30 protein-coding genes and 1 pseudogene are annotated in these 26,153 nt (G+C 30.5%); 3 read left to right on the forward strand and 28 right to left on the reverse strand.

Translation table 11 applies throughout. The annotated features are described in order from the left end of the window. Positions 1-15: 15 nt before the first annotated feature. From ACREVX_RS11105 to ACREVX_RS11135, 7 genes are all read right to left on the reverse strand, one after another. Positions 16-1,062 (reverse strand): L-threonylcarbamoyladenylate synthase, encoded by a 1,047-nt coding sequence (locus ACREVX_RS11105; RefSeq protein WP_431544248.1) that lies wholly within the window; start codon positions 1,060-1,062, stop codon positions 16-18. A gap of 34 nt (positions 1,063-1,096) precedes the next feature. Next, positions 1,097-1,825: a ZIP family metal transporter gene (locus tag ACREVX_RS11110; RefSeq protein ID WP_431544249.1), complete on the reverse strand. Its 729-nt coding sequence runs from the start codon at positions 1,823-1,825 to the stop codon at positions 1,097-1,099. A gap of 36 nt (positions 1,826-1,861) precedes the next feature. After that, complete coding sequence (locus tag ACREVX_RS11115; protein WP_431544250.1) at positions 1,862-2,464, reverse strand: hypothetical protein; 603 nt, start codon at positions 2,462-2,464, stop codon at positions 1,862-1,864. A 69-nt stretch (positions 2,465-2,533) separates the two neighbouring features. Then, positions 2,534-3,613 carry a peptide chain release factor 1 gene (prfA, locus tag ACREVX_RS11120; protein WP_431544251.1) on the reverse strand — a complete coding sequence of 360 codons (1,080 nt, stop codon included), beginning with the start codon at positions 3,611-3,613 and terminating at the stop codon, positions 2,534-2,536. A gap of 95 nt (positions 3,614-3,708) precedes the next feature. Beyond that, positions 3,709-4,560, reverse strand: a complete 852-nt coding sequence (gene prmC, locus ACREVX_RS11125) for a peptide chain release factor N(5)-glutamine methyltransferase (RefSeq protein WP_431544252.1) — start codon at positions 4,558-4,560, stop codon at positions 3,709-3,711. A 43-nt stretch (positions 4,561-4,603) separates the two neighbouring features. Beyond that, positions 4,604-5,509 carry a DUF1385 domain-containing protein gene (locus ACREVX_RS11130; RefSeq protein WP_431544253.1) on the reverse strand — a complete coding sequence of 302 codons (906 nt, stop codon included), beginning with the start codon at positions 5,507-5,509 and terminating at the stop codon, positions 4,604-4,606. Positions 5,510-5,511: 2 nt separating this feature from the next. After that, positions 5,512-6,096, reverse strand: a complete 585-nt coding sequence (locus ACREVX_RS11135) for a thymidine kinase (protein ID WP_431544254.1) — start codon at positions 6,094-6,096, stop codon at positions 5,512-5,514. Between the two features lie 184 nt (positions 6,097-6,280). Between ACREVX_RS11135 and rpmE the strand changes: the two genes are divergently transcribed. Further along, positions 6,281-6,499, forward strand: coding sequence for a 50S ribosomal protein L31 (gene rpmE, locus ACREVX_RS11140; protein ID WP_431544255.1), 219 nt, complete (start codon positions 6,281-6,283; stop codon positions 6,497-6,499). A gap of 50 nt (positions 6,500-6,549) precedes the next feature. Here rpmE and rho read toward each other — a convergent pair whose 3' ends face one another. The 17 genes from rho to ACREVX_RS11225 form a co-directional block, all read right to left on the reverse strand. Next, positions 6,550-8,076, reverse strand: a complete 1,527-nt coding sequence (rho, locus tag ACREVX_RS11145; protein ID WP_431544256.1) for a transcription termination factor Rho — start codon at positions 8,074-8,076, stop codon at positions 6,550-6,552. A gap of 218 nt (positions 8,077-8,294) precedes the next feature. Continuing rightward, positions 8,295-8,639 carry a hypothetical protein gene (locus tag ACREVX_RS11150; protein WP_431544257.1) on the reverse strand — a complete coding sequence of 115 codons (345 nt, stop codon included), beginning with the start codon at positions 8,637-8,639 and terminating at the stop codon, positions 8,295-8,297. A gap of 280 nt (positions 8,640-8,919) precedes the next feature. Continuing rightward, positions 8,920-10,521: a CTP synthase gene (gene pyrG / locus ACREVX_RS11155; RefSeq protein WP_431544258.1), complete on the reverse strand. Its 1,602-nt coding sequence runs from the start codon at positions 10,519-10,521 to the stop codon at positions 8,920-8,922. Between the two features lie 314 nt (positions 10,522-10,835). Next, positions 10,836-11,135 carry a ribose-5-phosphate isomerase gene (locus ACREVX_RS11160; protein ID WP_431544259.1) on the reverse strand — a complete coding sequence of 100 codons (300 nt, stop codon included), beginning with the start codon at positions 11,133-11,135 and terminating at the stop codon, positions 10,836-10,838. 427 nt (positions 11,136-11,562) lie between these two features. Further along, positions 11,563-12,432, reverse strand: a complete 870-nt coding sequence (locus ACREVX_RS11165) for an AraC family transcriptional regulator (protein WP_431544260.1) — start codon at positions 12,430-12,432, stop codon at positions 11,563-11,565. A 317-nt stretch (positions 12,433-12,749) separates the two neighbouring features. Next, entirely contained in the window at positions 12,750-13,193 is a 444-nt protein-coding gene (locus tag ACREVX_RS11170; protein ID WP_431544261.1) for a hypothetical protein, read from the reverse strand. Positions 13,194-13,198: 5 nt separating this feature from the next. Continuing rightward, positions 13,199-13,453, reverse strand: coding sequence for a hypothetical protein (locus ACREVX_RS11175; protein WP_431544262.1), 255 nt, complete (start codon positions 13,451-13,453; stop codon positions 13,199-13,201). A 62-nt stretch (positions 13,454-13,515) separates the two neighbouring features. Beyond that, entirely contained in the window at positions 13,516-13,887 is a 372-nt protein-coding gene (locus ACREVX_RS11180) for a GNAT family N-acetyltransferase (RefSeq protein ID WP_431544263.1), read from the reverse strand. Beyond that, positions 13,880-14,206, reverse strand: coding sequence for a DUF2651 family protein (locus tag ACREVX_RS11185; RefSeq protein ID WP_431544264.1), 327 nt, complete (start codon positions 14,204-14,206; stop codon positions 13,880-13,882). The genes ACREVX_RS11180 and ACREVX_RS11185 overlap by 8 nt, the downstream gene beginning before the upstream one ends. 353 nt (positions 14,207-14,559) lie before the next feature. Further along, a complete protein-coding gene (locus ACREVX_RS11190) occupies positions 14,560-16,155 on the reverse strand; it encodes a putative ABC transporter permease subunit (RefSeq protein WP_431544265.1) in 1,596 nt (531 codons plus the stop codon). Then, positions 16,145-16,861, reverse strand: a complete 717-nt coding sequence (locus ACREVX_RS11195) for an ABC transporter ATP-binding protein (RefSeq protein WP_431544266.1) — start codon at positions 16,859-16,861, stop codon at positions 16,145-16,147. The genes ACREVX_RS11190 and ACREVX_RS11195 overlap by 11 nt, the downstream gene beginning before the upstream one ends. Before the next feature lie 63 nt (positions 16,862-16,924). Continuing rightward, positions 16,925-17,680: a hypothetical protein gene (locus tag ACREVX_RS11200; protein ID WP_431544267.1), complete on the reverse strand. Its 756-nt coding sequence runs from the start codon at positions 17,678-17,680 to the stop codon at positions 16,925-16,927. Beyond that, a complete protein-coding gene (locus tag ACREVX_RS11205; RefSeq protein WP_431544268.1) occupies positions 17,667-18,593 on the reverse strand; it encodes an ABC transporter ATP-binding protein in 927 nt (308 codons plus the stop codon). The genes ACREVX_RS11200 and ACREVX_RS11205 overlap by 14 nt, the downstream gene beginning before the upstream one ends. Before the next feature lies 1 nt (position 18,594). Then, positions 18,595-18,801, reverse strand: a complete 207-nt coding sequence (locus ACREVX_RS11210; protein WP_431544269.1) for a PLDc N-terminal domain-containing protein — start codon at positions 18,799-18,801, stop codon at positions 18,595-18,597. A 300-nt stretch (positions 18,802-19,101) separates the two neighbouring features. Then, complete coding sequence (locus tag ACREVX_RS11215; protein ID WP_431544270.1) at positions 19,102-19,509, reverse strand: hypothetical protein; 408 nt, start codon at positions 19,507-19,509, stop codon at positions 19,102-19,104. Next, positions 19,510-20,040 carry an RNA polymerase sigma factor SigY gene (gene sigY / locus ACREVX_RS11220; protein WP_431544271.1) on the reverse strand — a complete coding sequence of 177 codons (531 nt, stop codon included), beginning with the start codon at positions 20,038-20,040 and terminating at the stop codon, positions 19,510-19,512. Positions 20,041-20,167: 127 nt separating this feature from the next. Continuing rightward, the gene (locus tag ACREVX_RS11225) at positions 20,168-20,563 is read right to left on the reverse strand and encodes a 5'-nucleotidase C-terminal domain-containing protein (RefSeq protein ID WP_431544272.1); all 396 of its coding nucleotides are present in this window, start codon (positions 20,561-20,563) and stop codon (positions 20,168-20,170) included. Positions 20,564-20,705: 142 nt separating this feature from the next. Between ACREVX_RS11225 and ACREVX_RS11230 the strand changes: the two are divergent. Together ACREVX_RS11230 and ACREVX_RS11235 are read left to right on the forward strand one after the other, a co-directional pair. Next, positions 20,706-21,023, forward strand: a pseudogene (locus tag ACREVX_RS11230) (DUF4158 domain-containing protein); the annotation flags it as partial. A 172-nt stretch (positions 21,024-21,195) separates the two neighbouring features. After that, entirely contained in the window at positions 21,196-21,624 is a 429-nt protein-coding gene (locus tag ACREVX_RS11235; RefSeq protein ID WP_431544273.1) for a hypothetical protein, read from the forward strand. A gap of 468 nt (positions 21,625-22,092) precedes the next feature. Here the strand turns inward: ACREVX_RS11235 and ACREVX_RS11240 are convergent, their stop codons facing one another. The 4 genes from ACREVX_RS11240 to spoIIR all read right to left on the reverse strand — a co-directional run bounded on the left by ACREVX_RS11240 (position 22,093) and on the right by spoIIR (position 26,130). Next, positions 22,093-22,512 (reverse strand): YwiB family protein, encoded by a 420-nt coding sequence (locus tag ACREVX_RS11240; RefSeq protein ID WP_373471366.1) that lies wholly within the window; start codon positions 22,510-22,512, stop codon positions 22,093-22,095. A gap of 161 nt (positions 22,513-22,673) precedes the next feature. Beyond that, complete coding sequence (locus ACREVX_RS11245) at positions 22,674-23,705, reverse strand: D-alanine--D-alanine ligase family protein (protein WP_431544274.1); 1,032 nt, start codon at positions 23,703-23,705, stop codon at positions 22,674-22,676. A 347-nt stretch (positions 23,706-24,052) separates the two neighbouring features. Further along, the gene (ypeB, locus tag ACREVX_RS11250; protein ID WP_431544275.1) at positions 24,053-25,423 is read right to left on the reverse strand and encodes a germination protein YpeB; all 1,371 of its coding nucleotides are present in this window, start codon (positions 25,421-25,423) and stop codon (positions 24,053-24,055) included. A gap of 77 nt (positions 25,424-25,500) precedes the next feature. Next, positions 25,501-26,130: a stage II sporulation protein R gene (spoIIR, locus tag ACREVX_RS11255; protein ID WP_431544276.1), complete on the reverse strand. Its 630-nt coding sequence runs from the start codon at positions 26,128-26,130 to the stop codon at positions 25,501-25,503. Positions 26,131-26,153 lie beyond the last annotated feature (23 nt).

Here is a 26,153-nt window from a genome sequence, read left to right on the forward strand (position 1 = left end):
TACAATTTATTTAGCCTAAACGTAAATTATATCAAAACCTGCAGATTTCTTAAGCCTATTCATTATAGCGAGACCTATTCCCTTTTCTTCAAATGCTTCTGACAGTATCAAATCTACATCTATATCATCGAAACTTCTTAATACTTCAAAAAGATTCCTGCCAATACTATCTAGATGTTTTCTACTTCCCAAAGACACAACCGTGCCATTTGGATATTTATCCTTCGTTTCATCTGTTGCTATAATCCCTATTTTCTTGTTGCCTATATTAGTTTGCACTATTTCATTGATTTTTGCAATAGTTTTTTCTAAATCTCCACATATAATTTTTACTGGTGATTTTGGTGCATAATGCCTATATTTCATGCCAGGTGCTTTAGGCTTAAAATCATTATTTGGTTTTGACATTATATTTTTATCAATATATATTTTATCATCTATTTCCCTTAACATTTCAATGGTTATAGCTCCAGGCCTTAATATACAAAGTGGAGTACAAGTACAATCAACTATTGTTGACTCAAGACCTACCTCACTTTTATCGCCGCCTAAAATATAGTCTATCTTTCCATCTAAGTCCTCAATACAACTTTCCACATCAGTAGGACTAGGTCTGCCTGATATATTAGCTGATGGCGCTGCAATGGGTGTTTCTGCTGCTTCAATAAGTTTTCTTGCAATTATGTTTGATGGCATCCTTATCCCCACAGTATCAAGTCCTGCACTTGTAACACTTGGAATAAGATCAGACTTCTTAAAAATAAGTGTTATTGGACCAGGCCAATATCTATTCATTATTTTCTTAGCACTGTTTGGTACTTCCATTACTAAATGATCTATTTTAAAATCAGATACATGCACAATAAGAGGATTGTCCTGAGGCCTTCCTTTCGCTTTAAAAATATTTCCTACAGCTACCTCGTCTAATGCATTTGCCCCAAGACCATAAACTGTTTCCGTAGGAAAAACAACTAATCCACCTTCGCTTATAACAACTCCGGCCTCGTTAATTATATTTTGTTTTATATTATTTTCGTCTAACATTACAATTTTAGTATTCACCCTTACACCTCTTAATTTAGCACTTTAAGTGCCATTAAATCATATTCGTCATAAATAAGCCTACTATCATCCCTAAAAGTATGCCCAAAGTGCTTGTTGTTCCTGGCCAAAGTTTTCTAGACTGCGGAATCATCTCCCCATAAACCACATATAGCATAACTCCAGATGCAAAAGCTAAAGCACCTCCCAATATTTCCATAGATATACTTCCAATATAAATTCCGAGCCAAGCACCAATTGCAGTAGGAAGCGCTGTTAAAAAAGCATAAAATAATATCTTCCTACCTTTTATTCCCGAAAGCATCATTGGAGCTGCTACAGCTATTCCTTCCGGAACATCATGTATTGCAATTATTAAACTCATTTTGAGCCCTAAGCTATCTCCATTAACAAAACCAAATCCCATTATGAGTCCTTCTGGAAAATTATGTATCATCATTCCCACAGCAACCATGAACGCAACTTTTGCATATTGAGAGTTTAAATTACTACTTAAATTACTCACTCTATCTATTATTACAACAATAATGATCCCTAGGATTAAAAACAATAATGTTTCAAAAATACCCATTTTTTTTATAGCATCTGGAATAAGTTCAAAAACTACAATAGAGAGCATGAGTCCTGATGCAAATCCTAAAATATTACCTAAAAATTTTTTAGATGGTCTATTAATAACAACTCCTAACAATGCCCCGATCATAGTACCAATCAAAGCCATTACGCCAGAGAATATGATAATTATAACAATACTATTTTGCAACTTTATACCCCCACTATAAATAGAATTATAATAATTCTATTTATAGTGGGGCGAATTTATAACCTTATCCCTATATTCTTTAATTTTTTCTATAGCATCATCAGAAAATAATGCTTGCTCGCAACTTTTATATAATTCATCTAGTAAAATATATTTTTTAAATCCACCCTTATTAATTAAAAAATAAAAAAAATTTTCTTCTGGCATTGAAATTTTTATTTCCCTATACATTTGATCTGCATACGGGTACTTCATTGAGAAATTTATATCTATGGGATAAATTTTTTTATTCCTAAATCTTGATTTTGTTATTATGATTATTCTTGAATCCTTACCTTGTCCCTGTGCATGGACTAAAGCAACCTTTTTACATATAACAATAAATTTAACTTTTATTATTCCACACCATATACTAATTTTATACCCTTCAACTTTAAAATCAATATATTCTTCGTTAATCCTAACAAGTAAAACAAAAGAAATCATCATTTCTATACAAATTAAATAGATTATAAAAAATATATTTATAGTCCTTGATACCATCAATATAATCGGTAATACAACAAAAATAAAGCACATAGATAGCATAAACCGTTTATAAGTTTTTTTTTGCTTTCTGATGGCTTTATTTATATTCATAATTTCACCCTTCACTTATACTAATAATATTTTTACAAGATTAATTATTTCCTGTGGAAAAGCTACTTATTAGTTGTTATTTTCACCCATAGCTTTCATCTTTTCTGCTTGATCAGCAGTTATAAGTGTATTCATCATCTCATCTATATCTCCATCAAGAAAAGAATCTAATCTATGAATTGTTAACCCTACTCTATGATCTGTTACTCTTCCTTGAGGATAGTTATAAGTTCTTATTCGCTCACTTCTATCTCCAGTGCCTACTTGACTCCTTCTATTTTCAGCTATTCCTGCGGATCTTTCAGCCTCGGCTCTATCAAACAATCTAGATTTTAATATCTTCAGAGCTTTTTCTTTATTCTTTAACTGAGATTTCTCATCTTGGCAAGAAACTACAAGTCCTGTAGGAAGATGCGTCATTCTCACTGCAGAATCTGTTGTATTAACGCATTGTCCTCCATTACCAGATGCTCTAAATACATCAATTTTCAAATCATTTGCATTAACTTCAATATCAACATCATCAACTTCTGGAAGCACTGCTACAGTAGCTGTAGACGTATGAATTCTTCCGCTTGATTCTGTGTCAGGAACTCTTTGAACTCTATGAACTCCACTTTCATATTTAAATTTACTATATGTGGATTCTCCTTTTATCATGAATACTATTTCTTTAAACCCACCAATATCAGTTTCATTTGCACTCATTACTTCAACTTTCCATCTATTACGTTCTGCATATCTTGTATACATTCTAAAGAGATTTGCCGCAAATAGTGCCGCTTCATCTCCACCTGCTCCTGCTCTAATTTCGACAAATACATTTCTCTCATCATTTGGGTCCTTAGGCAAAAGTAAAATTCTCAATTCTTCCTGCATAGTTTCTTTAACTTCAATTAAATCTTTAATTTCCTCTTGAATCATTTCTTTCATTTCTCTATCAGTTTCTTCTCTGAGCATTTCTTTATTTGTTTCTAAATCTTCTTTAGCTTTTTTGTATATTCTATATTTTGTAACAATTATTTCAAGCGCTGCATGTTCTTTACATAACTTTTGCCATTCATTTTGGTTAGCAATAACCAAAGGATCGCTAATTTTTATAGTAAGTTCATCATATTTATTTTCAGTAAAATCAAGCCTATCTAACATTTTTATCACTCCGTATATATATTTTCATACTAATAATTATATCATAATTGGATATGAAATACAATCTGTATCCTACTAATTGTTACTCTATCTTATTACCCTAATATAGCTTTTATAACCCTATCATTTCCCGATAGATCTTTAATACATTCTATCTGTTTGAATCCAGCTTCTAAAAGGATATCAGTGACTTCGTCTTTTTGATCATATCCTATCTCAAAAGCTAGAAGCCCACCTTTTTCTAAAACCTGCAAACTTTCCAGGGTAATCCTTCTGTAAAAATCTAAACCATCTTCGCCACCATCAAGAGCTATAATCGGTTCATAATTCTTTACATCATCCATTAAAGTTGGTATAACCGATTTTCTAATATAGGGCGGATTAGAAACTATTACATCAAATTTCATATTTTTATCTATTGGTCCTTTAAGCAAATCACTTCGCCTGGCTTTAACCCTATTAGATAAATCGAACCTTTTTATGTTAATATTCGCTACTTCTATTGCCACGCTTGATATTTCGTACATCATTACAATTGTATTTTTAACACTTTGTGCAATTGATATACCTATAGCTCCACTTCCCGTGCATACATCACAAATTTTAGTATAACCTTTTTGCGCTATTACTTTAATTACCTCTTCAACCAAAATTTCTGTATCAGGTCTTGGCACTAAAACTCCTGGCCCTACAATAAAATCCATTCCCATAAATTCACACACACCTAAAATATATTTTATAGGCATTTTATTTTTTCTAAGCTCAACTAATCGTAAAAATTCATTTTCATCTTGCTCATTAAGATTAAAATCTCTATTAATCATTATGAACAATTTATCCTTATTTATAACCTTGCCAAGTAAAAGTTGTGAATCCAACAAATAGCTTTCAATTTTAACATTTTTTAGAATTTGGTATGATTTTAAAAGTATTTCTCCTATATTCATTCTTTTCCACCTCTTTCATAATCACCCCAAGGTTAATAGCTAGTTAATCTGCAATACCCTCAGCTACCTTAAGTGCCTTTATTGCAACCTCTAGTTGAGATAAATCAGGTTCCCTTGTAGTTAGTTTCTGCAATTTAAGGCCTGGATAAGAGAAGATTTTAGCTAATCTTCCATCGCTTTTTCCCATCCACTTAATAATTTCAAAACTAACGCCCGAAATTAAAGGAAGAAGTATTATTCTATACATTATTCTTTCCCATATTGAATTCCAACCAGTTAAAGAAAAAACTATTATGCTAACTATCATAACTAAAAACAGGAAGTTTGTACCACACCTTGGATGTAATCTCCCAAATTTAGCTGCATTTTCTGGAGTTAAATCAACATCATTTTCATAACAAAATATAGTTTTATGTTCTGCTCCGTGATATTCATACACCCTCTTAATATCTTCCATTTTTCCTATAAGATACACATATATTAAAAATATTAAAACTCTAATTATTCCTTCTACAATATTAAGACCCATTGCGCTAGCTCCTATTTTACTAAAAATACTAGCCACAAGCGTTGGCAAAATAAAAAATAATCCAACAGATATAATAAGCGAAAATACAAGTGACATACCCATAATTACATCATTGCTTTTATCTTTGAATATTTTTTCTAGCCACTTATCTACTTTAGAAGGTTCCCCTTCCTCTTCAAAGAAAGAAGCAGAATAATTCAATGTTTTCACTCCTATAATTAAAGATTCAATTAAAGAAACAAATCCTCTTATTATAGGTAGCCCTAAAATTTTATTCTTTTTAGTGTATGAAATATAGTTTTTTTTCTCTACTACAATTTCACCTTGAGTATTTCTCACAGCAGTAGCGATTCCTGTGCTACCCCTCATCATAACCCCTTCAATCACTGCTTGACCTCCGACATTTACCTTTCTAGCCATAGCTACACCCCTTCCCTAGGAACAATGTGACACTTTCTACATCTTGCCTCATATGAATCTTTAGCCCCTATCAATACAATAGGATCCCCATATTTAGCTGGTTTTCCATTAATTAAACGTTGAGTTCTAGTAGCAGGATTACCACATACCACGCAAATAGCCTGGATTTTATCAACAAATTCCGCAACTGCAAGAAGTGCCGGTATTGGTCCAAAAGGAACACCCCTAAAATCCATATCTAGTCCCGCGCATATAACCCTTTTATTATTATCAGCAAGTCTTGTAATTACTTCTATTATACCTTTGTCAAAAAACTGAACCTCATCTATAGCAACAACTTGCGTATCCTCATTTATAAGAGCTAATATCTCAGTACTATCTTTAACTGGAACTGCGTCTACCTTAGTTCCACAGTGAGACACCACATCTACCTTGCTGTATCTATTATCAATCTCAGGTTTAAAAACCTGTACTTTTTGTTTTGCAATTTTTATTCTTCTTATTCTTCTTATAAGTTCCTCAGACTTCCCACTATACATGGGCCCTATAATAACTTCCACCCAACCATGATCTTTAGGTCCGTACATGTTAAACCTCCATTTTGTTAATTCACATCTAAATAAAAACTTGTCTGTATACATATTATCAAATTTACACAGTAAATTAAAGTAAAAAATATTTTTATTCTTATTGACTTCATTATTAATTATATGATAAAATTGAATAGTTGACAATACGGATACATATTTATTTTAGAAAGAGGTGAAAAATATGCAAGAAGGAATACATCCAGAATACCATAAAGATACAGTTGTTAAATGCGCATGTGGAAACACTTTTATTACAGGATCTACTAAACAAGAACTTAAAGTAGACGTATGTTCTAATTGCCATCCATTCTATACTGGTAAGCAAAAGAACATTGATGCTGGTGGAAGAGTTGATAGATTCATGAAGAAATTTAACATAAAAAGTGAAGATATAAAATAATATATTAATGGAAAAGATTTAATTATCTTTTCCATTTTTTTATTTCTATATTATTTTGCCAAAATATCAAAATTCTTATTTATCATTTGTAAAAATTCATTATTATTTTTAGTTTGTGCTATTAGATTTAAGAGTTTCTCTGTTACACCTATGGAATTACCTTCTCTATACATTATCTTTCTTAAATTGTATATAGTATCCATTTCAATCTTAGTAAGTAATAAATCTTCTCTTCTTGTTCCAGATTTATAGATATCTACTGCTGGGAATATTCTTTTTTCTTGAAGTTTTCTATCTAAATGTACTTCCATATTTCCGGTTCCCTTAAACTCTTCAAAAATCATGTCATCCATTCTACTTCCTGTATCTACTAAAGCCGTAGCAAGTATTGTTAAACTTCCACCCTCTTCGATGTTTCTAGCTGCACCAAAAAATTTCTTTGGCATAAGTATTGCAGCTGGATCAAGTCCGCCAGACAAAGTTCTTCCCGATGGCGTTACTGTTAGATTGTAAGCTCTAGAAAGCCTTGTTAGACTATCTAATAATATAACTACATCTTGCCCTTGTTCTACCATTCTTTTAGCTCTTTCAAGTACCATGTAAGCTACTTTTGTGTGGTGATCTGGTTCTTCATCAAAAGTTGAATAGATAACTTCACCTTTAATAGATCTTTGCATATCAGTAACTTCTTCTGGCCTCTCATCTATTAAAACAACAATTAATTTTATATCTGGGTGATTTATAGAGATACTATTAGCGATTTTTTTAAGAAGTGTTGTTTTTCCTGCTTTTGGTGGTGCTACAATTATACCCCTTTGACCTTTACCAATTGGCGAAATAATATCCATAATTCTTGAAGATAAGTCACTTGAAGTAGTTTCTAGTCTTAGTCTTTGAGTTGGATAAATAGGAGTTAATTTTTCAAAAGGTTTTCTACCTACAGCTCTATCAGGATTTTCTCCATTTACTCCCTGTACATACAAGAGTGCCTTAAACTTTTCTCCTTCTTTAGGTATTCTAACTTTACCTTCTACTTCATCACCTGTTTTCAAATTAAATCTTCTAATTTGGGATGGTGAAACATAAATATCATCAGAACCCGATAAATAGTTATTGCCTCTTAGAAAACCATAGCTATTATTTTCTATTATTTCTAGAACTCCTCTTGCAGAGCCTGATTCATTTATCATTTCTTGCAATTTTTCTTTTTTATTTTCATTTTGATTTTTAAAACCTGTGTCAATTACTTGATTATCATTTTGATTTTTAAAGCCTGTATCAATCACTTGATTTTCAACAGATTGTGAACTTTGAATTGGACTGCTATCGATTTGCTTTTCTGGCTTTTCTAACTTTTCTGGTTTTTCTACCATATTATTCTCAACTTCAGGAATAATTTTAGGGCTTATCTTTTCTCTTAGAGTCACACCGTCCTTTTGCATGGAAACTGGCGTTATTTTACTAATTTCTTCAATTAACTCACTTTTTTTATATTTAGAAATATTTTTAATGCCGAGTTCTTTACAATGTTCACGTAGCTCGACTACTGTCATATTGTCTATTCCTTTGTTTATCAAAATCTGCACCTCCGAAGGGTATTTATATAATATCTATTTAATAAATATCATGGGAATTTAAAAACGATTTAACTATCCAATGAATTTTTTTAGAAATGATATATAGTGCTAATTATATCCTATTTAATAATTTTAATCCACTATATCTAAAATTCTAACTAACCTTCCTAGAGACCCCCTAATTTAGGGGTGTATATTTTATAGTTTCTTATCATTGCCTATATCAAAGCACAAATTTTCTCTGTAATTTGTTTGTATTCATTTACTTTTTCAATAATTTTTTGATTTTTACCAATTAAAAATATAGGTAGACCTAATTGCTCACAGCCCCCTATAACCATGTTTCTTTTCAAAAGTTCGTTAATGTTGTAGTGATACAAATGATCCTCATTACATAAAGGACACTTAACCTCAACTAATATGTCATTACCTTTATTCACATTAATGATAAGTGATGAAAATTTAGTTTTCATTTTCTCTATTTCGAATATTGTCAGTTGTTCAATCTTATACTCGCCATTGGAATTTTTTAAAGCCATAGCAATATTAGTATCGAATATCAATAACTTCACCTCCATAATAAGATTTACTCATTTCTATATTTTTTTAATAATTCACTCTATTATTTCATTATAATCTATACTATTTAATTCTATAAATCTTATCAAATTCCTTCTAATTTTTTATTGTTAATAAGGTATTTATTTTATAATTAATGTAATAATTTTTATTTTTCATAAATTATCTCAGGAAAGTTATATTACTAAAAATTAAAAATCCTATAGGTTAGACTTTTAAATTAGTCTACCCTATAGGATATATTCAAGTATTATTTATTATATTCTATTTATGTTCTATTGAAGCCTTAATAAAATCAATAAATAGTGGATGTGGATTATTGGGTCTAGATTTAAGTTCTGGATGAAACTGAACTCCCACAAACCAAGGATGATCTTTAATTTCAACTATTTCAACTAATTTCGCATCAGGACTTGTTCCTGTAAGTATAAGTCCTACATCAGTTACAGCCTTTCTATATTCATTGTTAAATTCATATCTATGTCTATGTCTTTCATATATAACTTGATCAGCGTATGCCTTCTGAGCATTAGAATCTTTTGTTAATTTGCATGCATATAACCCCAGTCTCATGGTTCCACCTTTTTCATCCAAATCCTTTTGATCTGGCATTAAATCTATTACTGGGTATTTAGTATCAGAATCAATTTCCGAACTATTTGCCTCACTTAGTCCTGCTACATTTCTTGCATACTCTATAACGGCACACTGCATTCCAAGGCATATTCCAAAGAATGGCACTTTATTTTCTCTAGCGTATTTTGTTGCCTCAATTTTACCTTCTATTCCTCTATCTCCAAATCCACCTGGAACCAATATTCCATCTACATCTCCTAATATTTCACTTGCATTTTCAGAAGTTACATCACAAGCATTTACCCATTTTATTTCTACATTACAGTCATTAGCAAGACCTCCGTGACTTAATGCCTCAACAACAGAAATATATGCATCATGAAGTTCCACATATTTTCCTACAAGTGCTATTTTAACATTTCCTGATAGACTTTTTAATCTATCAACCATATTTATCCATTCACTATTATCTATTTCATGACATTCTAGTTTTAATTTTTTACATACTAGAGTATCTAATCCTTCTTTGTGAAGCATCAGTGGTACTTCATATAAATTTTCAGCATCTAAATTTTGAATTACAGAATCCGCTTCCAAATTACAGAACATAGCAATTTTAGCCTTCATATCTTCAGATATTTCCTTTTCAGATCTACATACTATGATGTCTGGTTGAATACCTATGCTTCTTAGTTCCTTTACAGAATGTTGAGTAGGTTTTGTTTTAAGTTCTCCAGCTTTTCTTAAATATGGTATTAATGTAACATGTACAAAACAAACATTTCCTACTCCTACTTCATATTTTGCTTGTCTTATAGCCTCTAAAAAAGGTAAAGATTCTATGTCTCCAATAGTTCCACCAATTTCAGTTATAACAACATCTACATCTTTTTCTTTAGCTACTCTATAAACTCTTTCTTTTATCTCATTAGTTATATGTGGTATTACTTGTACAGTACCTCCTAGAAAATCTCCTCTTCTCTCTTTTGATATAACTGACCAATATACTTTTCCTGTAGTTACATTACTACTCTTGCTTAAATTTTCATCAACAAATCTTTCATAATGTCCTAAGTCTAAATCTGTTTCTGCACCGTCATCAGTAACAAAAACTTCTCCATGTTGATAAGGACTCATAGTACCTGGGTCAACATTTAAATATGGATCAAATTTTTGAATAGAAACCTTAAGCCCCCTATTCTTTAAAAGTCTCCCAAGTGATGCTGCTGTTATACCTTTCCCTAGGGATGAAACTACCCCGCCTGTTACAAATATGTACTTAGTACTCATACTTATTCCTCCTATGTTTTTATTATCCATTGTAATTTTATATTTTTAACTTTTAAGTATTTCTAAACCTTTAAAGTATTAACAATACATGATTATGTGAAACTTAATAAAAAGTCTACACTTTTTTAAAAAATAGCTTGACAAACACCCCATGAAATTTTATAATAGAAACTACCCTATAAATATAATGGTATAGTTTTTTTTAAATTAATATTTTTTAAAACAATATTAATATTTTATCACACTTCTTTATCATTAACCAGTCTTTTTTTCTTTTTCTTTTTTTTTGACTCATATATTGTGTAATTTCTGGTTCAAATCCGACTTGTTTTTTCTAATATATCCTCTATTTCAAAATACATTTCTCTAAATTCTTTATTAATGAAAAATCTTTCCTCTGCTTTTTTAAGCCCATAATTAACTGTTCTTTTACTAGAAATCGGAAAATCCTTATGAACATATTCAATATCACTACATTTATACTTTTTCAATAATAAAAGTAAAACATACTTATATTCTCTATCTCCTAATATTTTTAATGTCTCATTCCTTTTTATACCCTTAACGTAACAAATAGTCTCTATTATCTTCTCATAATCAATATTTCTAAGCATTAAACCACTCCTAGATTCTCTATTATTTCGTTAACTAAATTATTGACAATAATCCACAAAACTATCCATAGAATTAAATTTGTAACTTAATATACATAAATAAAAAAGAAGCTAAATTATTAAGCTCCTTATTATCTCATACTTATTTTTTTAGTTCCCATAATAATTCCTTAATACTTTAAAATTGATAAAGAGTATTGAAAGATAAAAGAACTAACCTCTGAATCACACCAACAGCAATTTAAAAATAACCTAAGCTAACTAATATCAATGCATAGGCTAATCTAATATATCTATTGAAAAGGAGTTTATCATCAATCTAAGAAAAAGAAAAAAGGCATTGCTGCCTTTTGGGTTGATGTTGAATAATACCAAAATTACGTACTAACTATTAAGTTTAAACTACACTCATAACTTATAATATCAATTATACATATTTCTTCTTCTCAACTGGAATCCATATTTCGCAAAAACAATCTACATTAGATTCTTGAGAGTACAATTCAAAATCAGTATCATCAAGTATGCTATATTCTGAACCGGGAAGAAACTCTGAAAAGATTTTACCCCATATTTCTCCTATGCAATCCTCAGTTTCACCAATACATTTAAATACAGCCCATAATGTAGGGGTTACCTCCCATATAGTATATCCTTCCGGTACACTACCACCGGTATATTCCATACCTATACCATAATCAAAATGTGTGCTTTCTTTTGATATTGGTGCACAAGCTCCATAAATATAATGCTTACTAGCGTTTTGTTTCAAAACATCAAATGTGCCATTCTTACCACATTCTTTCCAAAAGTCTGGAATTTCAGTATTTCCCTCTTCTGAAATTGATTCATTTCTAAACTTTGCAACCTTAGCCAATAATTTAAATGCTTCTCGTTTTTCAATTCTGTAGTCCATAACAGTACCACCTTCCAATTTTATTTTAATGAGAAGGCGATTAAAAGATTTTAATTTCATACCTGCACGCCTTGCCAAATTCGGCGTAATATCATGGAATCTGGTAAATGCCTTTGTAAAACTTTCGGGCGAATCATAACCATATTTTAGAGCAATATCAATTACCTTTGCATCAGATATAGAGAGTTCCTGACCCGCCATGGACAATCTTCTATTCCTAATATACTCATTTGCTGTAATACCGGTCACTAAACTAAATGTCCTATGAAAATGATAGCTTGACATGTAGACATTCTTTGCAACATCTTCATAAGTAATCGGTTCTAATATATGTTCTTCCATATAGTCGATTGCCCTCTGCAAGCTTTGAATAAAATTCATTTTTCTCACCTCCATGTACAAATTGTACTAAAATATAACTGTTATTTCCTATCCTATCTTGCTTTCATTTGTCCAAATAAAATATAAATTAGCCTTACTTCGAATAATTATACCGTTGCGACTTAATCGCTAGAAAAATTATACCATTAAACACCATTTTTATAAACTATAGTTTGATGCTAAAACAAACTGCTATATGTAAAGGTATACGATTACGTAGGGACAAAAACCCTATAAAATTGCGTTTGCAAAACACAACAAAACAATTATGAATATCTACGTAAAGTATATTCACTTTTATGAAGATGTTTTAATGTTCATGTTCCCATTAAGGGGTACGGCAACCATTCGTTCATGAATGGTTGCCGTACCCCACTATAGCCTTGATCTGTTGCTATTTTAATGTAGTTTTGATGAGGAGAATTATAGCTATAAATGTTTAACCATCTATAAAATTTATCAAAAACCGCAGATATGTATTCAATAAATCCATAGTATCTATAAAATAAATTCTCTGATATCATTATTATAAAAAGTGGTACCAAAAGTATTATTCCACCTACGATGCTAGACACAATGCTATTTCCCATAACCGACTGAATAAGCATAATAAAAGTGAAAATGCAAATGTACTGAAACATATCCATAAAGAACCATTTTATTATATCAGAATATGAATTTAAAGTTGTATCAATACCTCCGATATTAATCAAATAAAATAAACTTAGAACTCCATACGTTACTGCAAAGCTTATAAACAAACTTATCACACCAACAATCCATTACGGGGGTTAGGCCTTACAACCCCTACAACGTGTCCATCATCTTCCCAAATTCGAATTGATTTTAACCAATAGTCATTTCCACTCATTAAATGCAAGGGATTTACAAAATAGGCATAACATTGCCATCTTGCAGCACTCCAATTAATTTGGTCATTACTCAGTGCATAAGTTGCGTCTAAAAACTCTGATATGACGTATAAATCCGCTTCATTTTCATAAGGTCTAGAAATTATCATATATGTTCTCCTCATTTATTTTTTTGATCCTTTTTGTAGCGACGTTAGAAGTTCAATGCCCATCACACACAAAGCATAAAAAGTTGCTTACCCAATCCCTTATTTCTATACTCTAACGTTATAAATAACTGATCTAATATGACGTAGTTATACTTTGTGCCAAAAAACTTCCGATTCACAGTTGCAAATCCCAATAATTTGTTGGTACCATCAAAATCACCCAATGCCACCCCACCATTTAGAAGGGTGTTTTTCAAATGATTGTAATGATATTTATAGCCATTAGGCCAATCATTATCTTGAAAATTAATATCAACCAATATACGTTTCCCGGCAACTTTTCTCCAGGCTCTACCAATATATTGTGAAGGGTTGATCTCACCTATTCTCTCACATTCTTTTATTTCTAATTTTCTAAATATTATTTTATCCATGATTCTCCTTTTTACGAATAGTTTTACCTATAAAAACACCCACTGCCGATATCATTGAATAACCCATACTATAAACCCAAGCCGTACTGTTGAAATAGATAATAATTGCAAAAATAAAAAGGATACCTATAATAATTGGAAAAATAATATTCCATCCATTTTTGAAACCATATACACATGATGTTACAAAACAAGTTAATGGTAATATGATCACTAAAATAATAATGAAACTTCCTGTAGATTTGCCAATCAGTGGTAAAAGATAAAACGAAGCTGCCGCTGTTAAAACGTATGGCGCCATTTTTTTATATACGCTCATTATTCCCCTCCTAAAAAATAAATTTAAAAAAATCGTCAACTTTCCTTATTTAGCAACGATTTTGAATGTTTTATATGAAAAGCATAAATTAAATGTTACTCAATACTAATAAATAATATTGTTATGTAACATAATTTCTATTGCTCTCCTATCTTATAACCTTCAATATGCTAATATACCTTTTTGGCGGGTAAGGCAAAAACACCCAATAAAAAAACCGGAAACCTTTGATTTTCTTGGATTTACACACTATTGCAGTAAAAGTAGAAATAGAAACTTTAAATTAAAATGGAAAATAGCTTCAAAGAAATGTTAAAAAGACTAAGATATCTCCAAAACTCAATAACATTAAACTATCTTGGTAGTTCCGATTCACACACTTTTTTATAAAGCAGTGCCGTAATACCTATGACTACAAGAGTAATTATTCCCGCAAGTAAATTTCTATCAACACCTGGCAGAAGTAATAAGATTCCAATAGGTATAATACCAAATATCATTCCGCCCAGACCCCCAAACATAGATGACATGCTTTGCTTGATTACAATCACTTCAGAATCCCAAGTAAAATTCGGAATTTTAAGATTAATGAAGATTCCCCATACAGAAGTTAAGCCCACATACACAAGTGGTATAACAAAAATCCATACCGTTAACATGATATTCGATTTCAAAGAGAGACTCATTAATAGAGAACTAAGTAGTGACACAGGCAATAGGATAGCTATGTTGACTGCCATTTTACTCCTATATATGGTTGCCGCATCTATAGGTGCTGATTGTAATATCCATAAATTCTTGCCTTCTAGTGAAAGTGACACCGCAGTGGTACATGTCATTGCTAACAACCCAGAAATTGCAAAGGGTACAAAGCTCATAATCATAGATTTTATACCTGGAATTCCAATGAGTTGCTCCATTTTATCTATTCCTATAACGAAAAATGCAATTGATGTTACTATAAGTATCATTGCGCCCACGCCTACATTGACCACATAGAGATAAGACGCAAAGAATCTCCTCATTTCTTTTAGGTATAACGTCTTTAGAGGTGATAATACCGTTAAACTTTGCAATTTATAATTTGACTTAGTTTGGTGCGATGTGAGTCCAGTATTGATGGCTATATATTTTATGGAAACAATTTTTACAAATACATAGTACCATATGACTGAAATTACTAAAAAAACAAGGAATGAAGCAGCACTATATTGACAAATAGCCTTCTCCATTATACCTGTTAATGGATATATCTGATTCATTTTCTTGGATAACATTGCGCCTAGTGCTGCTAATTTTCTAATATCTATTTGCCCTGTATTCATCGTTCCTGCACTCATGCTTAAACTCATAAACCCAATTAACAGGGCAAATGATAGTATGATGCTAATAATATTCGTATGTTTAAACTTAGCTGAAATAGCGCTAATGATTGCACCAATAACTGCTGCTATTGTCATTGGTACTAAAGGTGTTACAAATATAGCAATAAGCCACATTACATAAAATATCATATGCGGATGAACCCATATACTGTAGGCAACTCCCATAGGAAGCATAATAACAAGTGATATAAGTACATTCATTCCATACATCAATAGAAATCTACTTGTGATGACAGTGGTTGTTTGAACTGGAAGTGCCATAAGCATATCGTAATCTTTGAAGGCAAATAATATTCCACTAGCCTTAAGTATAGTGAAAAACAGAACAAGCAAACTTGTAATCGTAAATGCATAACCTGGAATAATCCGCGCTAGTCCTATACTACCCATTCCATATCCCATACCAAAGCAATATAGAGAAAGCATAAATATAAGTATAGTCATTATTGCAACTAATATAACAACTCTATTTTTCTTCTTTTTATCGCTCTCATATCGAAAAGTGTTCACTCCGGATTGATTCAGAAACTGTGCCTTTAAAAGAATCAATGTGTTATTTTGCATTGTCCGCTACCTCCATAAAAAGTGATTCTAAGGATTGATTTTGAATTAAGGTTTCTGTATCTCCCGCTTCAATAAGTTTACCATTTTTAATAATGGCGATTTTATTGCAAAGTTTCTCTGCTACATCAAGCACATGTGTAGAAAAGAAAATAGCACTTCCTTCTTTGCATATTTCATGCATCGTATTTTTTAGGCTAAGAGATGCTTTTGGGTCCAATCCTACAAATGGCTCATCGAGCATCAATAATTTTGGTTTATGGACTAGGGCAGAAATCAAAGCTAATTTCTGTTTCATTCCATGAGAATAAGAAGAAATCAGATTTCCAAGCTCACTTGTAATTTCAAATAAATCCCCGTATTTCCCAATGCGTTCTTGCCTTTCTTCTTTTCCAACTCTAAAAATATCAGACGTAAAATTCAAGTATTGAATACCTGTTAAATGCTCATATATATCTGGATTATCTGGTATATATGCAATTGCTTTTTTACAATCTATTGGATATTTTTTAATATTATGTCCGTCAACAAAGATCTCTCCTTCTTCAAAATCAAGTACCCCAGCAATGGCTTTTATCATTGTACTCTTTCCAGCTCCATTGTGCCCTATAAACCCATAAATATCTCCAGCTTCCACTGTAAGACTAAAATTATCCACAGCTTTTTTCCCACCTTTATAAATCTTTGAAAAATTCTTAATTTCTAACATATCCCTTTCCCCTTTTCATATATAAATTGTAATGTGTTTTTACTTGTTTTTTTTAAATAAGCATTAAATTACTTCAACTTTGTTCATATTAAAAATAGTAGCTATTATAAAAATAATGCTACACAAAATTGAAAATCCTATAGTATATAAATAACCATCTAACGCAAATAGATTCGCTCCTGCCACTAATTTATATGGCATAAACTTTCCAATTGTATTCAAATTTACAAGTGCAGCACTTAAAAAAGTTATCATAAGAGTTATAAAACCTGCTGTTACACTTTTCTTCACAAAGCTACTGAAAAATGTTACCAAGGCAATATTAAAAAAATAGTACACAGACATTAAAATAGCTGAGTTCATAACTCCTGATAAACTAGCATTTTCTCCTTCAAACAAAATACCAGCATAGTAATAACATGTTAAAAATCCAATAAAGGTTAATATGGTTACCACAATAGTATAATGAATTATCTTAGCAAGCACTATGCCAATTGGCTTACTTCCCTTAGAATATGGAAACACGAGTTTTTGCCCATTTATTTCCTCATTTAGTGAACTTGCCAATGTAAATATTATGAATAAGTTTCCAATTTGGAAAAGATCCTTAATATAATTGTTAATGGCACTCTTAGGTGTGGCAATAAAAAGTGAACTTAAATCTCCTTGTAATTGTTTTTCCAGTATTTTAGGGAGTAGCTTTAACATAAATGGATCTAAAATAGCAAATGCAATTATTCCTACAGCAAGTATTATATATTTATATTGTCTTTTAGATTCCATTATTTCTTTCTTAATATACGCCTTAAATGTTGTCATTTTTATTCACCAGCCTCATGAAGATATCTTCAAGATTACTTTTTCTTAAATTAAAAGATAAAATATTATTTTCGCCCTGCACAATTATTTTCAAAAGTTCGGATTTAGCAATAACTAAACTATTAACATAGATAGAGGCTTTATTTTCATTTATCAAAACTTTTTCTACCCACTTATAGTTTAAAAGAACTCTTGCTAGATTTACACAATGTTTTTCAAACTCGATATCAAATATAGGTTGAATATACTTATTCTTTAAATTGACTAAATTATCAGATACGAGTATTTCCCCTTTATCCAAAATACTTACCTCATCGCAAATCCTTTCTATATCGCTCAAAATATGAGTAGACATAAAAACAGTAGTTCCTTCTGACTTTAGGCCTTTAATAAATTCTAATATTTCCATTCTTCCCTCAGGGTCAAGTGCAGAGGTTGGCTCATCTAAAAAAACTAATTCTGGATTATTAAATAGTGCCACCGCGATTCCTAGTCGCTGCTTCATTCCACCAGAATATTGTCCTATTTTTTTATTTGCTGCATCAGTAAGCTTTACAATATCTAAAATTTCTATAGTTCTTTCTCTTATACTTTTCTCTTGCATATCGGCTATCTCCCCAATAAAGTGAAGATATTCAACAGCATTCATGTAATTGTAGAAAACTGGATTTTGTGGAATATATCCCACTTTCCTTAATAATTGCCTCTTATTCTTTTTAAAATCTTTCCCATCTAAATATATTTCTCCACTATTAAAATCAATTAACCCTGAAAGTATATTCATAGTTGTAGTTTTCCCTGATCCATTGGGACCTAAAAAACCATATATTGTTCCCCTTTTTATTTCAAAAGATATATTTTTTAAAACTTGTAAATTCCCATATCTTTTATTTATATTTACCACTTTAATCATATTATTCACGCTCTCTTCCTATTAATAAAAAGGTTATGGCACCTATTAATTGAATGAAAATTATAATTAAACCCCACACCCACTTAGGTAAAAATTTCACCTCGTCACGCGTCAATCTATATAAGCAGAACACCACAAGAACTACCTCCAGTATTATTACAGGTGCAAGTAATTTTATTATTTCTATTAAAGCCATTCCTTCAAACATATCTATTCACCCTTTTTCTATATTCTCGTATTTATATTTTCATAGCTTTAACGCAATCAATATCAAAAAGTTCATTTTATTTTTTATTCTTTTTATTCCTCAATTTCTTTAATATTACACGAGTTACTAGTAGATAAATAAGAAGACTAGTTGGTATATTCATCAGCCCATAAATTCCCCAAAACCAATAATATTTTTCTTTACGACTCCGTGCATCAAAAAAAATCCACGCCCCTTGTACTATCAATATAGGAATAAGTATTGTTATTATAATAATTAGTTGATTATCTAAAATCATTATTAAACTTCACTTCCCCTTCTTTTAAAAAATGAAATAGGTATTATTATCCAAGGAGCAATGATTACAATGAAAATTTGAGAAATAATTAGTATCTTAGGTCCTAGTTTAATGATGACTAAAGCATATACAGCAAGCATTGTAAAAGATGATAATATAAACAAAATAAATTCAATATTGGCCTTCTTGTGTTCTCTTATACACTCCCCTTGCTCTATTATGCTTAGGGTGTCTATATCAAAATTAAACATATCTTCATTTAAAATATCCATTTTCTTAGCAGTGGAATTTAGCACACTTTTAAATTCTAAGTCAGCCTCAGAGTGCACTGTGTTTTGAGAGGGTTTCTCCTGAGATTCATTATAAAATTCATCAATCAAAGAATTTTTGTTTCTTTCAGAATCCTTCATTTATATAATCTCCTTTCTGTAAGTTTCACTTATTATATATTTTACTGCATTATGAAGCCTTGACCGAACTGTTCCAAGAGGGCATCCTAAAATTTCTGATATTTCCTCATATTTATAACCATAATAATGCTTTAAAATAAATACAGCCCTTTTCTCATAAGGTAACTTTAAAATTATTTTCATTACCTCTTGATATTCAAAATTTAATATTACAGTGTCTTCTAATTGTTTTCCTCTATCAATAGCAGTTTCCTCTATTTGTTTAACGAATTTATTCTTTCTTAAATAATCTCTGTAAACATTAGTAGCTATTTTTATGAGCCAAGTAGAAAACTTTGCTCTAGGCTCAAATTTATTTATATTAAGCACAGCTTTAAGCATGGCGTCTTGAATAATATCCTGTGCTAAGTGTGGGTCTCCTACCATTTTCACTGTGTAACCTTTTAAAATATTATAATTATCTTTTAAAAGAGAATTTAGCGCGCTTTTATTTCCATCTTTAGCTCTATTAATAAGATCTAGTTCATCCAATAACAATCACCCCTAGCAATCATTTAACGTAAATACTGATTAAAAAGTTCACTATATTTATTATAATGTATAATTATTATTATTATTATTATATTTTGCTTTTTTCTTTCAAGAATATAATTTGCAATTAATTCAGCCATATCAATGGAAATATCTTTAAGGACAGGTCTCCCCTTAAACATTTGATAATTACCACCGCGTAATCACCCTCCCACATATCATAATTATAATGTTTAAGTTTAGGATAAACACCATCCATGCACACCTCTAATTTGCCATTAACTATACAAAAATATTCTAAATTTTTTTCTAGATCATCCTTAATATTGGATCCTTTTAAATTTATTACCTTTAGAGCGTTTGGATATTTGTAATTAGCTATAATATCTCTCATGATAACATTATGCTTAAATCCCTTGCAGTGGTTATCAAAAATAGCTACATTAGATATATCAACCTTTGCTGCATCCATCTGAACTTTATTTATAAACTCAGTATAAGTATTATCCTTAAGCCTTGCCATAAAATGATCTTTAATAAGCATGGATAGGTTATAATTAGTTTATAATAAATCAAATGATGCAAAAATAGGATTTGCAGTGCTGTATAAATCTTTACAAAATTACGGTAAATTTCCTGTGAGTAAATAAGCAGTCTCAGAAGAAAGTATCGAGTTCATTGCAAAACAACTTAAAATTAATAAAAAAACTTATTTAAATTATGATTTTAATAGCAGAAATGCTTTCTTTCATAAGAAGCAAATTCGAGAAGAACTTTGCTTTCGTGAATATAGTAAAACTGATATGGAATCAATTAAAGAATGGCTTATACAAATAGTTTTACCTAGTAATGATGATATTGATTATTTAAAGCAACAACTATATAAAAGGTTTTACAAAATAAAAATTGAGGCTACTACAGAAGAAACTTTAGAGCGTATAGTTTCTCCAGCTATAAATACATATGAAAATAATATCTTTTAAAATATTTTTAATAAGTTGACAGTTGAAACTATCAAAACTTTGACTTGTTCCTTGTTACTGAATCACAAAATAATAACACGCAACAAATAATATGGTTCAATGATTTCAGCATTAATCCTGATGGAAAAATAACGCACTTAGAATTAAGAGAGCTAACTATGAATTATGTGCCTTGCAGGCTTTAAAGGATAAGATTCGCTGCAGAGAGGTTTGGATAAGTGGCGCTGATAAATACAGGAATCCTGATGAGGATCTTCCAAAAGACTTTGATATAAAAAAAGAGGAATATTACTTAGCAATAAATCAGCCTTTAGATGTAAATGACTTTATTGAAAAGATAAAATCATCTATGAAAGATTATTTATCTAAGCTAAATAAGACTATTCATAAAAATGAAAAGGTTAAAATTCTAGATATAGGAAATGGAAGAATAAAAATTTCTCCATCTCCCAAACAACCAGAGGCAAAAAATCTTTTGAAATTTAAGCGTAAAATATCAAATCGTTGGCATGATTTAAATTTATTAGATGTTTTTAAAGAAGCTGACTTAAGGATTGACTTCATAAAACATTTAAAAACTAGCGCAACTCAAGAAAGATGATGGACTGTTAACGGTTAACACAGTCGTACTATTGGGGGTATGAAGATATTTTAAAGTTCTTACTGGTGTTACCCAGACTTATGTTGGCGAGAACTTTTCAAAAGAATATAATTATTATATGTAGTTGAATACTACTGCTTTCGTATACACTTTAAATATTTTAGTAATATTTTAGCATTTTTTATTTGGGTTACAGAAATAAGGTCTGCACCTTACAGCTATAATGTTTAAAGAGATGACTTTAATGGGATATTAGTTTATGTTATATCTTCTAAAGTTTGTAAATCAGGTTTAAAATTAATTAAATGTTAGATTTTTGTGTTAACTCCAGGTGCAAAAGACTTTTCCTCTGATATCAATACAGTTTTGATATATATTTAAATATAATTTATATATCCATCTAATTAATTTAAAAATAAAATACCCTTAAGCCCTTATATTACTAAGGTTTAAAGGTACTATTTGTTGTTATGCTTTAATATTAATTTGTAAAGTCGTGCTTAAACTTTGTTGATTCCCTATTATCATATCATAATCTATAAAAACTTCTCCACCATTATTATCTATGTTCATTTTCAGTTCCCTAGTGTCTACAGTAAGATCTAATGCTCCATGAGGTGTACTGTATAAGGTTAAATCTCTTATATGTTTTTTAAAGTTCATTTGCGTATTAGTTGTTCCAGTTCTTATAAGTGTGAATTTTTCTTCATCAATTTTTAATGTAGTAGTAGTACCCTTCATTCCTGAAATTTCAGTCTCTTCGTACACTGCATAATAACTATTATCCTTTTTATAAAATTCACCAGGCGTTACCACCTCAATTTCATCCCCATCATCTTCACTATCCAATTGTCTACTTACAACTGAAATTATTGCATTTTTCTTCATAAATTTACCCCTCACTAATTAATAATATAATTATTTATTTCTTCCTTTGTCGATGGTTCCGATAACTTCTATGCCTTGATCTTTTACAAGTTTTGCTGCAAGAGTACTATCAAGACCTCCAGAAATCATAGCCAAAGCTGTTGTCATAAAATTCTCCCTCTCTACTTATTATTTCTGTCTATAGCGAGCTGGATAAGTTCATCAATAAGTTTTACATAAGTTTTTCCCGTGGCTTTCCACATTTTAGGGTACATACTTATTTTAGTAAAACCTGGAATAGTATTGACCTCATTTAGATAAACATCTTCGGTTTCTTTATCTACTAAAAAATCAACTCTTGCCATGCCCGCGCAATCTAATATTTGATAAATTCTTATAGCTTCTTCTTTAACAAATCGTAGTTTCTCATCTGATAACGCTGCAGGTATTAAAAGCTTTGATGCTTCACTTTTATATTTAGCTTCATAATCATAAAATTCTTTTGCAGGAATTATTTCACCTGGTACTGATGCCTCCGGATAGTCATTACCAATCACAGCCACTTCAATTTCTCTTGCATTTATAGCCTGCTCAACTAAAATTTTTCTGTCATATTTAAGTGCTTCTTCTACTCCAATAATTAATTCAGATATGTTATGCGCCTTTGATATTCCAACAGAAGACCCACCATTAGATGGTTTTATGAATATGTTATAATCAAGTTTCTCTTCTATATTTTGTATTATTAAATCTTTATTTTGTGCATAATCATGCGAATTTATGACCACATAGCCAGCTTGTTTTACATTGAATTTTTCAAGTAAATATTTTGTATATATTTTATCCATACAAATAGCTGAAGCCATTACCCCTGGTCCTACACAAGGAATATTTGATAATTTACACATACCTTGAATAGTACCGTCTTCACCAAATAGCCCATGAAGCACTGGAAATACTACATCTATCTCTTTATTAAATATAAGATTTTGACCATCTGCTATCTTGAAATATTCGTCAGTTTCCCATTTTCCATCTTCTATGTTATCTATGTTCCCAGTATATTCAAACCATAACCCTTCCTTGGTTATCCCTATAGGGTATATATCATATTTTGTTTGATCAATATTTCTTAACACTGAAGCCCCTGATACTCTTGAAACCTCATGTTCTGTGGACTGTCCACCAAATAATATTGCTATTTTCTTTTTCACTTTCGACATCTCCTTATAACCATAATAAGCATATTATCAATAATCAAAACATAAGCTTACTAAATATATTTTCAGAATATATATTTTTTTAATTTACATATTTTTTTTAACCTATATAACATTATATCATCTTTATCTATTGCTTTGTATTTTAATTTCTAAAATAAAGGATACCCATGTACTTTATACACAGATATCCTCACATCTTTTATTTAATTAAGTCATCTCCTCCGGAGCTGTATATTAATGACTTCAGAAGGAGATTTATATTCCCTTTAAAGTTATATTTATGTTAAGGTAGTTATACTCCTATTTATAGAAATTTGGCCATCCCTTCTGAAATGTCGTTAAATAGTTAATTTTCCGTTAGGAGTATCTATTATTTCAATAATCCTTTGCTCATAACCAGTATTCGCATCGATATATACTATATAATTTTTATCCTTGTATGTTCCTGAAAATTCATAACACAAAACCTCTTTATTAGTATCTGTAGGAATAATCGTTAAACTTGTTTTAGTTATTTTAAGTCTTTTACCAACCTTTTCTCGAGCTTTTGCTATTGTTACTTTAGGAGTACCTATATCTCTTTTTTCAACATGAGAAATCAAGAATTTTTCAGACTCAATTCCTATAATACTGCCATCATCTAATGCAATCTTAAGTTTTATTTGATCAGGATAAATTGATACTTCTCCTTGTTTATATACATAACTCACAACTGCTGTATTCTCATAATTAAGAGTATATGTAGGCTCCATATTTTTATATCCTATTTTAGATATAAATTCGCTTCCATCTTTTACTGCCTTTTCAATATCTACGGTTGGTTCTCCTACATCTCTACTATCTAATAAATATACTACCCTGCCTCCATTTTTACTTACCTCTATTACCGCTTTTCCACCACTTTTTTCTCTCCCTTTAAATGTTATGTTAAATGTATAGGTAGGTATTACAGTTTTACCTTGTACTGACTTACTTTCAATGTTTGCTATTTTGTCTTCACCTAACATGTTTTTTACTATTTTAATTGCAGCTTCTTCACTTACTTGTTTTTGGGACATTACTTTAGGTTTTATTTCTAATATATTATCAGAGAATGGCCCATCATAAATTAAAGCTGGATATTGGACTATTTGCTTTTGTATACCCGTAAATTTCTCATTAACTAGGTCTCCACCTGTTTTTGCAAGTACTCTGCTACTTTTTTTCCTGATTTCTCCCCATTTAATTGCGCCTTCATTTATATCACTAAGCACTCCGTTTAATTGTTCTTGAAGTGTGTAAGATTGTAGTTCTAATTTATCGATTTCATCATACTCCTTATCACTAAGTTCCTTGCCCTCTGACGATGCCTTGGCAAGTGAATAACAGAAATCACCTACTTGAGTTAAAAATTCACTAGTATCCCCAACAACCACTTGGTCAAGAGGCAATGAATGTAATTTATCATTTGCAGCGGCCGAAAATCTAAATATTTCTTCGAAAACTATTATGCTTTGTTCTCTAGAACCAACAATAGCGGACTTACCAAGATTTACTCTTATATTTTGTACAGAATCAACAAGATCATACATATTTTTACTATATTGACCTTGAAGATAGTTTCTATAATCTAGCCTTTCCAAAAACATTAATATAGCAAAAGTAGTTGAAAATACGACAATTATAGTTACAATACTTGTATACAAAATTCTTTTCTTTAGCATTTTCATGTCTTTCCCTCCTGATATTCTTAGCCAGTAGATAACAATTATAGATTGTCATCCTTTTATTAGATTTTAATATTCTCTTAGCTAACCCATTTACTAAAAATCTCAACCAGTTTAAACTTAACAACTATTTTCTGACTATTTACAGTATTATCAACTAACTTGTATTCATCATCTGATAATACTGTCTTCATTTCTTTTTCAGTTTTCTGGTAAGAAACATTTCCTTTTGTAATATCTACAAAACATAATGGTGGAAACATAACACACCACCAATTTTGGCCTGTGCCAGTTCCAATAATTATCCTGTAAGCCTCATATTGACCTTGAGGGAGAGTTATATTTCCATATGTTTTAATCGGAAAATTTTCATCTGATAGGCTCGTAACTACTGAATATTTAAATCCATTCTGTTTTATAATTTTTTCTGCAATTTTTTTCATATTTTTGTTCTCATTATTTATAATTTTTCTTGACTGCTCTATACTCGTACATGTGGAAAGTTTTGGTGATATATATTTTAAAACAGAATCTCTTACTTTTAATTTTAGCTTTTGATCTATATCGTTATCACTGTTAGCTATAACATGAAATCTTATAAGTTTACTTGCGACATCACTTTGAGTTGCTTTCACATTTGCATTATTCCCGTTTATTACCAAAGAAATTATAATTATTAAGGCAAAACTCGTTAATATAAATTTTTTCATGTTTATCCCCCCGAATACAATGT

Origin of the sequence: Clostridium sp. (genome assembly GCF_050717545.1) — a bacterium.
GTDB lineage: Bacteria > Bacillota > Clostridia > Clostridiales > Clostridiaceae > Clostridium_AD.

What these genes read in the sequence shown, in the direction of transcription:
- ACREVX_RS11115 (WP_431544250.1), bottom strand. Translation starts at nt 2,464, where the DNA reads ATGAATATAAATAAAGCCATCAGAAAGCAAAAAAAAACTTATAAACGG.
- prfA (WP_431544251.1), bottom strand. Translation starts at nt 3,613, where the DNA reads ATGTTAGATAGGCTTGATTTTACTGAAAATAAATATGATGAACTTACT.
- prmC (WP_431544252.1), bottom strand. Translation starts at nt 4,560, where the DNA reads ATGAATATAGGAGAAATACTTTTAAAATCATACCAAATTCTAAAAAAT.
- ACREVX_RS11130 (WP_431544253.1), bottom strand. Translation starts at nt 5,509, where the DNA reads ATGGCTAGAAAGGTAAATGTCGGAGGTCAAGCAGTGATTGAAGGGGTT.
- ACREVX_RS11135 (WP_431544254.1), bottom strand. Translation starts at nt 6,096, where the DNA reads ATGTACGGACCTAAAGATCATGGTTGGGTGGAAGTTATTATAGGGCCC.
- rpmE (WP_431544255.1), top strand. Translation starts at nt 6,281, where the DNA reads ATGCAAGAAGGAATACATCCAGAATACCATAAAGATACAGTTGTTAAA.
- pyrG (WP_431544258.1), bottom strand. Translation starts at nt 10,521, where the DNA reads ATGAGTACTAAGTACATATTTGTAACAGGCGGGGTAGTTTCATCCCTA.
- ACREVX_RS11160 (WP_431544259.1), bottom strand. Translation starts at nt 11,135, where the DNA reads ATGCTTAGAAATATTGATTATGAGAAGATAATAGAGACTATTTGTTAC.
- ACREVX_RS11165 (WP_431544260.1), bottom strand. Translation starts at nt 12,432, where the DNA reads ATGAATTTTATTCAAAGCTTGCAGAGGGCAATCGACTATATGGAAGAA.
- ACREVX_RS11175 (WP_431544262.1), bottom strand. Translation starts at nt 13,453, where the DNA reads ATGATAATTTCTAGACCTTATGAAAATGAAGCGGATTTATACGTCATA.
- ACREVX_RS11180 (WP_431544263.1), bottom strand. Translation starts at nt 13,887, where the DNA reads ATGGATAAAATAATATTTAGAAAATTAGAAATAAAAGAATGTGAGAGA.
- ACREVX_RS11185 (WP_431544264.1), bottom strand. Translation starts at nt 14,206, where the DNA reads ATGAGCGTATATAAAAAAATGGCGCCATACGTTTTAACAGCGGCAGCT.
- ACREVX_RS11190 (WP_431544265.1), bottom strand. Translation starts at nt 16,155, where the DNA reads ATGCAAAATAACACATTGATTCTTTTAAAGGCACAGTTTCTGAATCAA.
- ACREVX_RS11195 (WP_431544266.1), bottom strand. Translation starts at nt 16,861, where the DNA reads ATGTTAGAAATTAAGAATTTTTCAAAGATTTATAAAGGTGGGAAAAAA.
- ACREVX_RS11200 (WP_431544267.1), bottom strand. Translation starts at nt 17,680, where the DNA reads ATGACAACATTTAAGGCGTATATTAAGAAAGAAATAATGGAATCTAAA.
- ACREVX_RS11205 (WP_431544268.1), bottom strand. Translation starts at nt 18,593, where the DNA reads ATGATTAAAGTGGTAAATATAAATAAAAGATATGGGAATTTACAAGTT.
- ACREVX_RS11210 (WP_431544269.1), bottom strand. Translation starts at nt 18,801, where the DNA reads ATGTTTGAAGGAATGGCTTTAATAGAAATAATAAAATTACTTGCACCT.
- ACREVX_RS11215 (WP_431544270.1), bottom strand. Translation starts at nt 19,509, where the DNA reads ATGAAGGATTCTGAAAGAAACAAAAATTCTTTGATTGATGAATTTTAT.
- ACREVX_RS11225 (WP_431544272.1), bottom strand. Translation starts at nt 20,563, where the DNA reads ATGGCAAGGCTTAAGGATAATACTTATACTGAGTTTATAAATAAAGTT.
- ACREVX_RS11240 (WP_373471366.1), bottom strand. Translation starts at nt 22,512, where the DNA reads ATGAAGAAAAATGCAATAATTTCAGTTGTAAGTAGACAATTGGATAGT.
- ypeB (WP_431544275.1), bottom strand. Translation starts at nt 25,423, where the DNA reads ATGAAAATGCTAAAGAAAAGAATTTTGTATACAAGTATTGTAACTATA.
- spoIIR (WP_431544276.1), bottom strand. Translation starts at nt 26,130, where the DNA reads ATGAAAAAATTTATATTAACGAGTTTTGCCTTAATAATTATAATTTCT.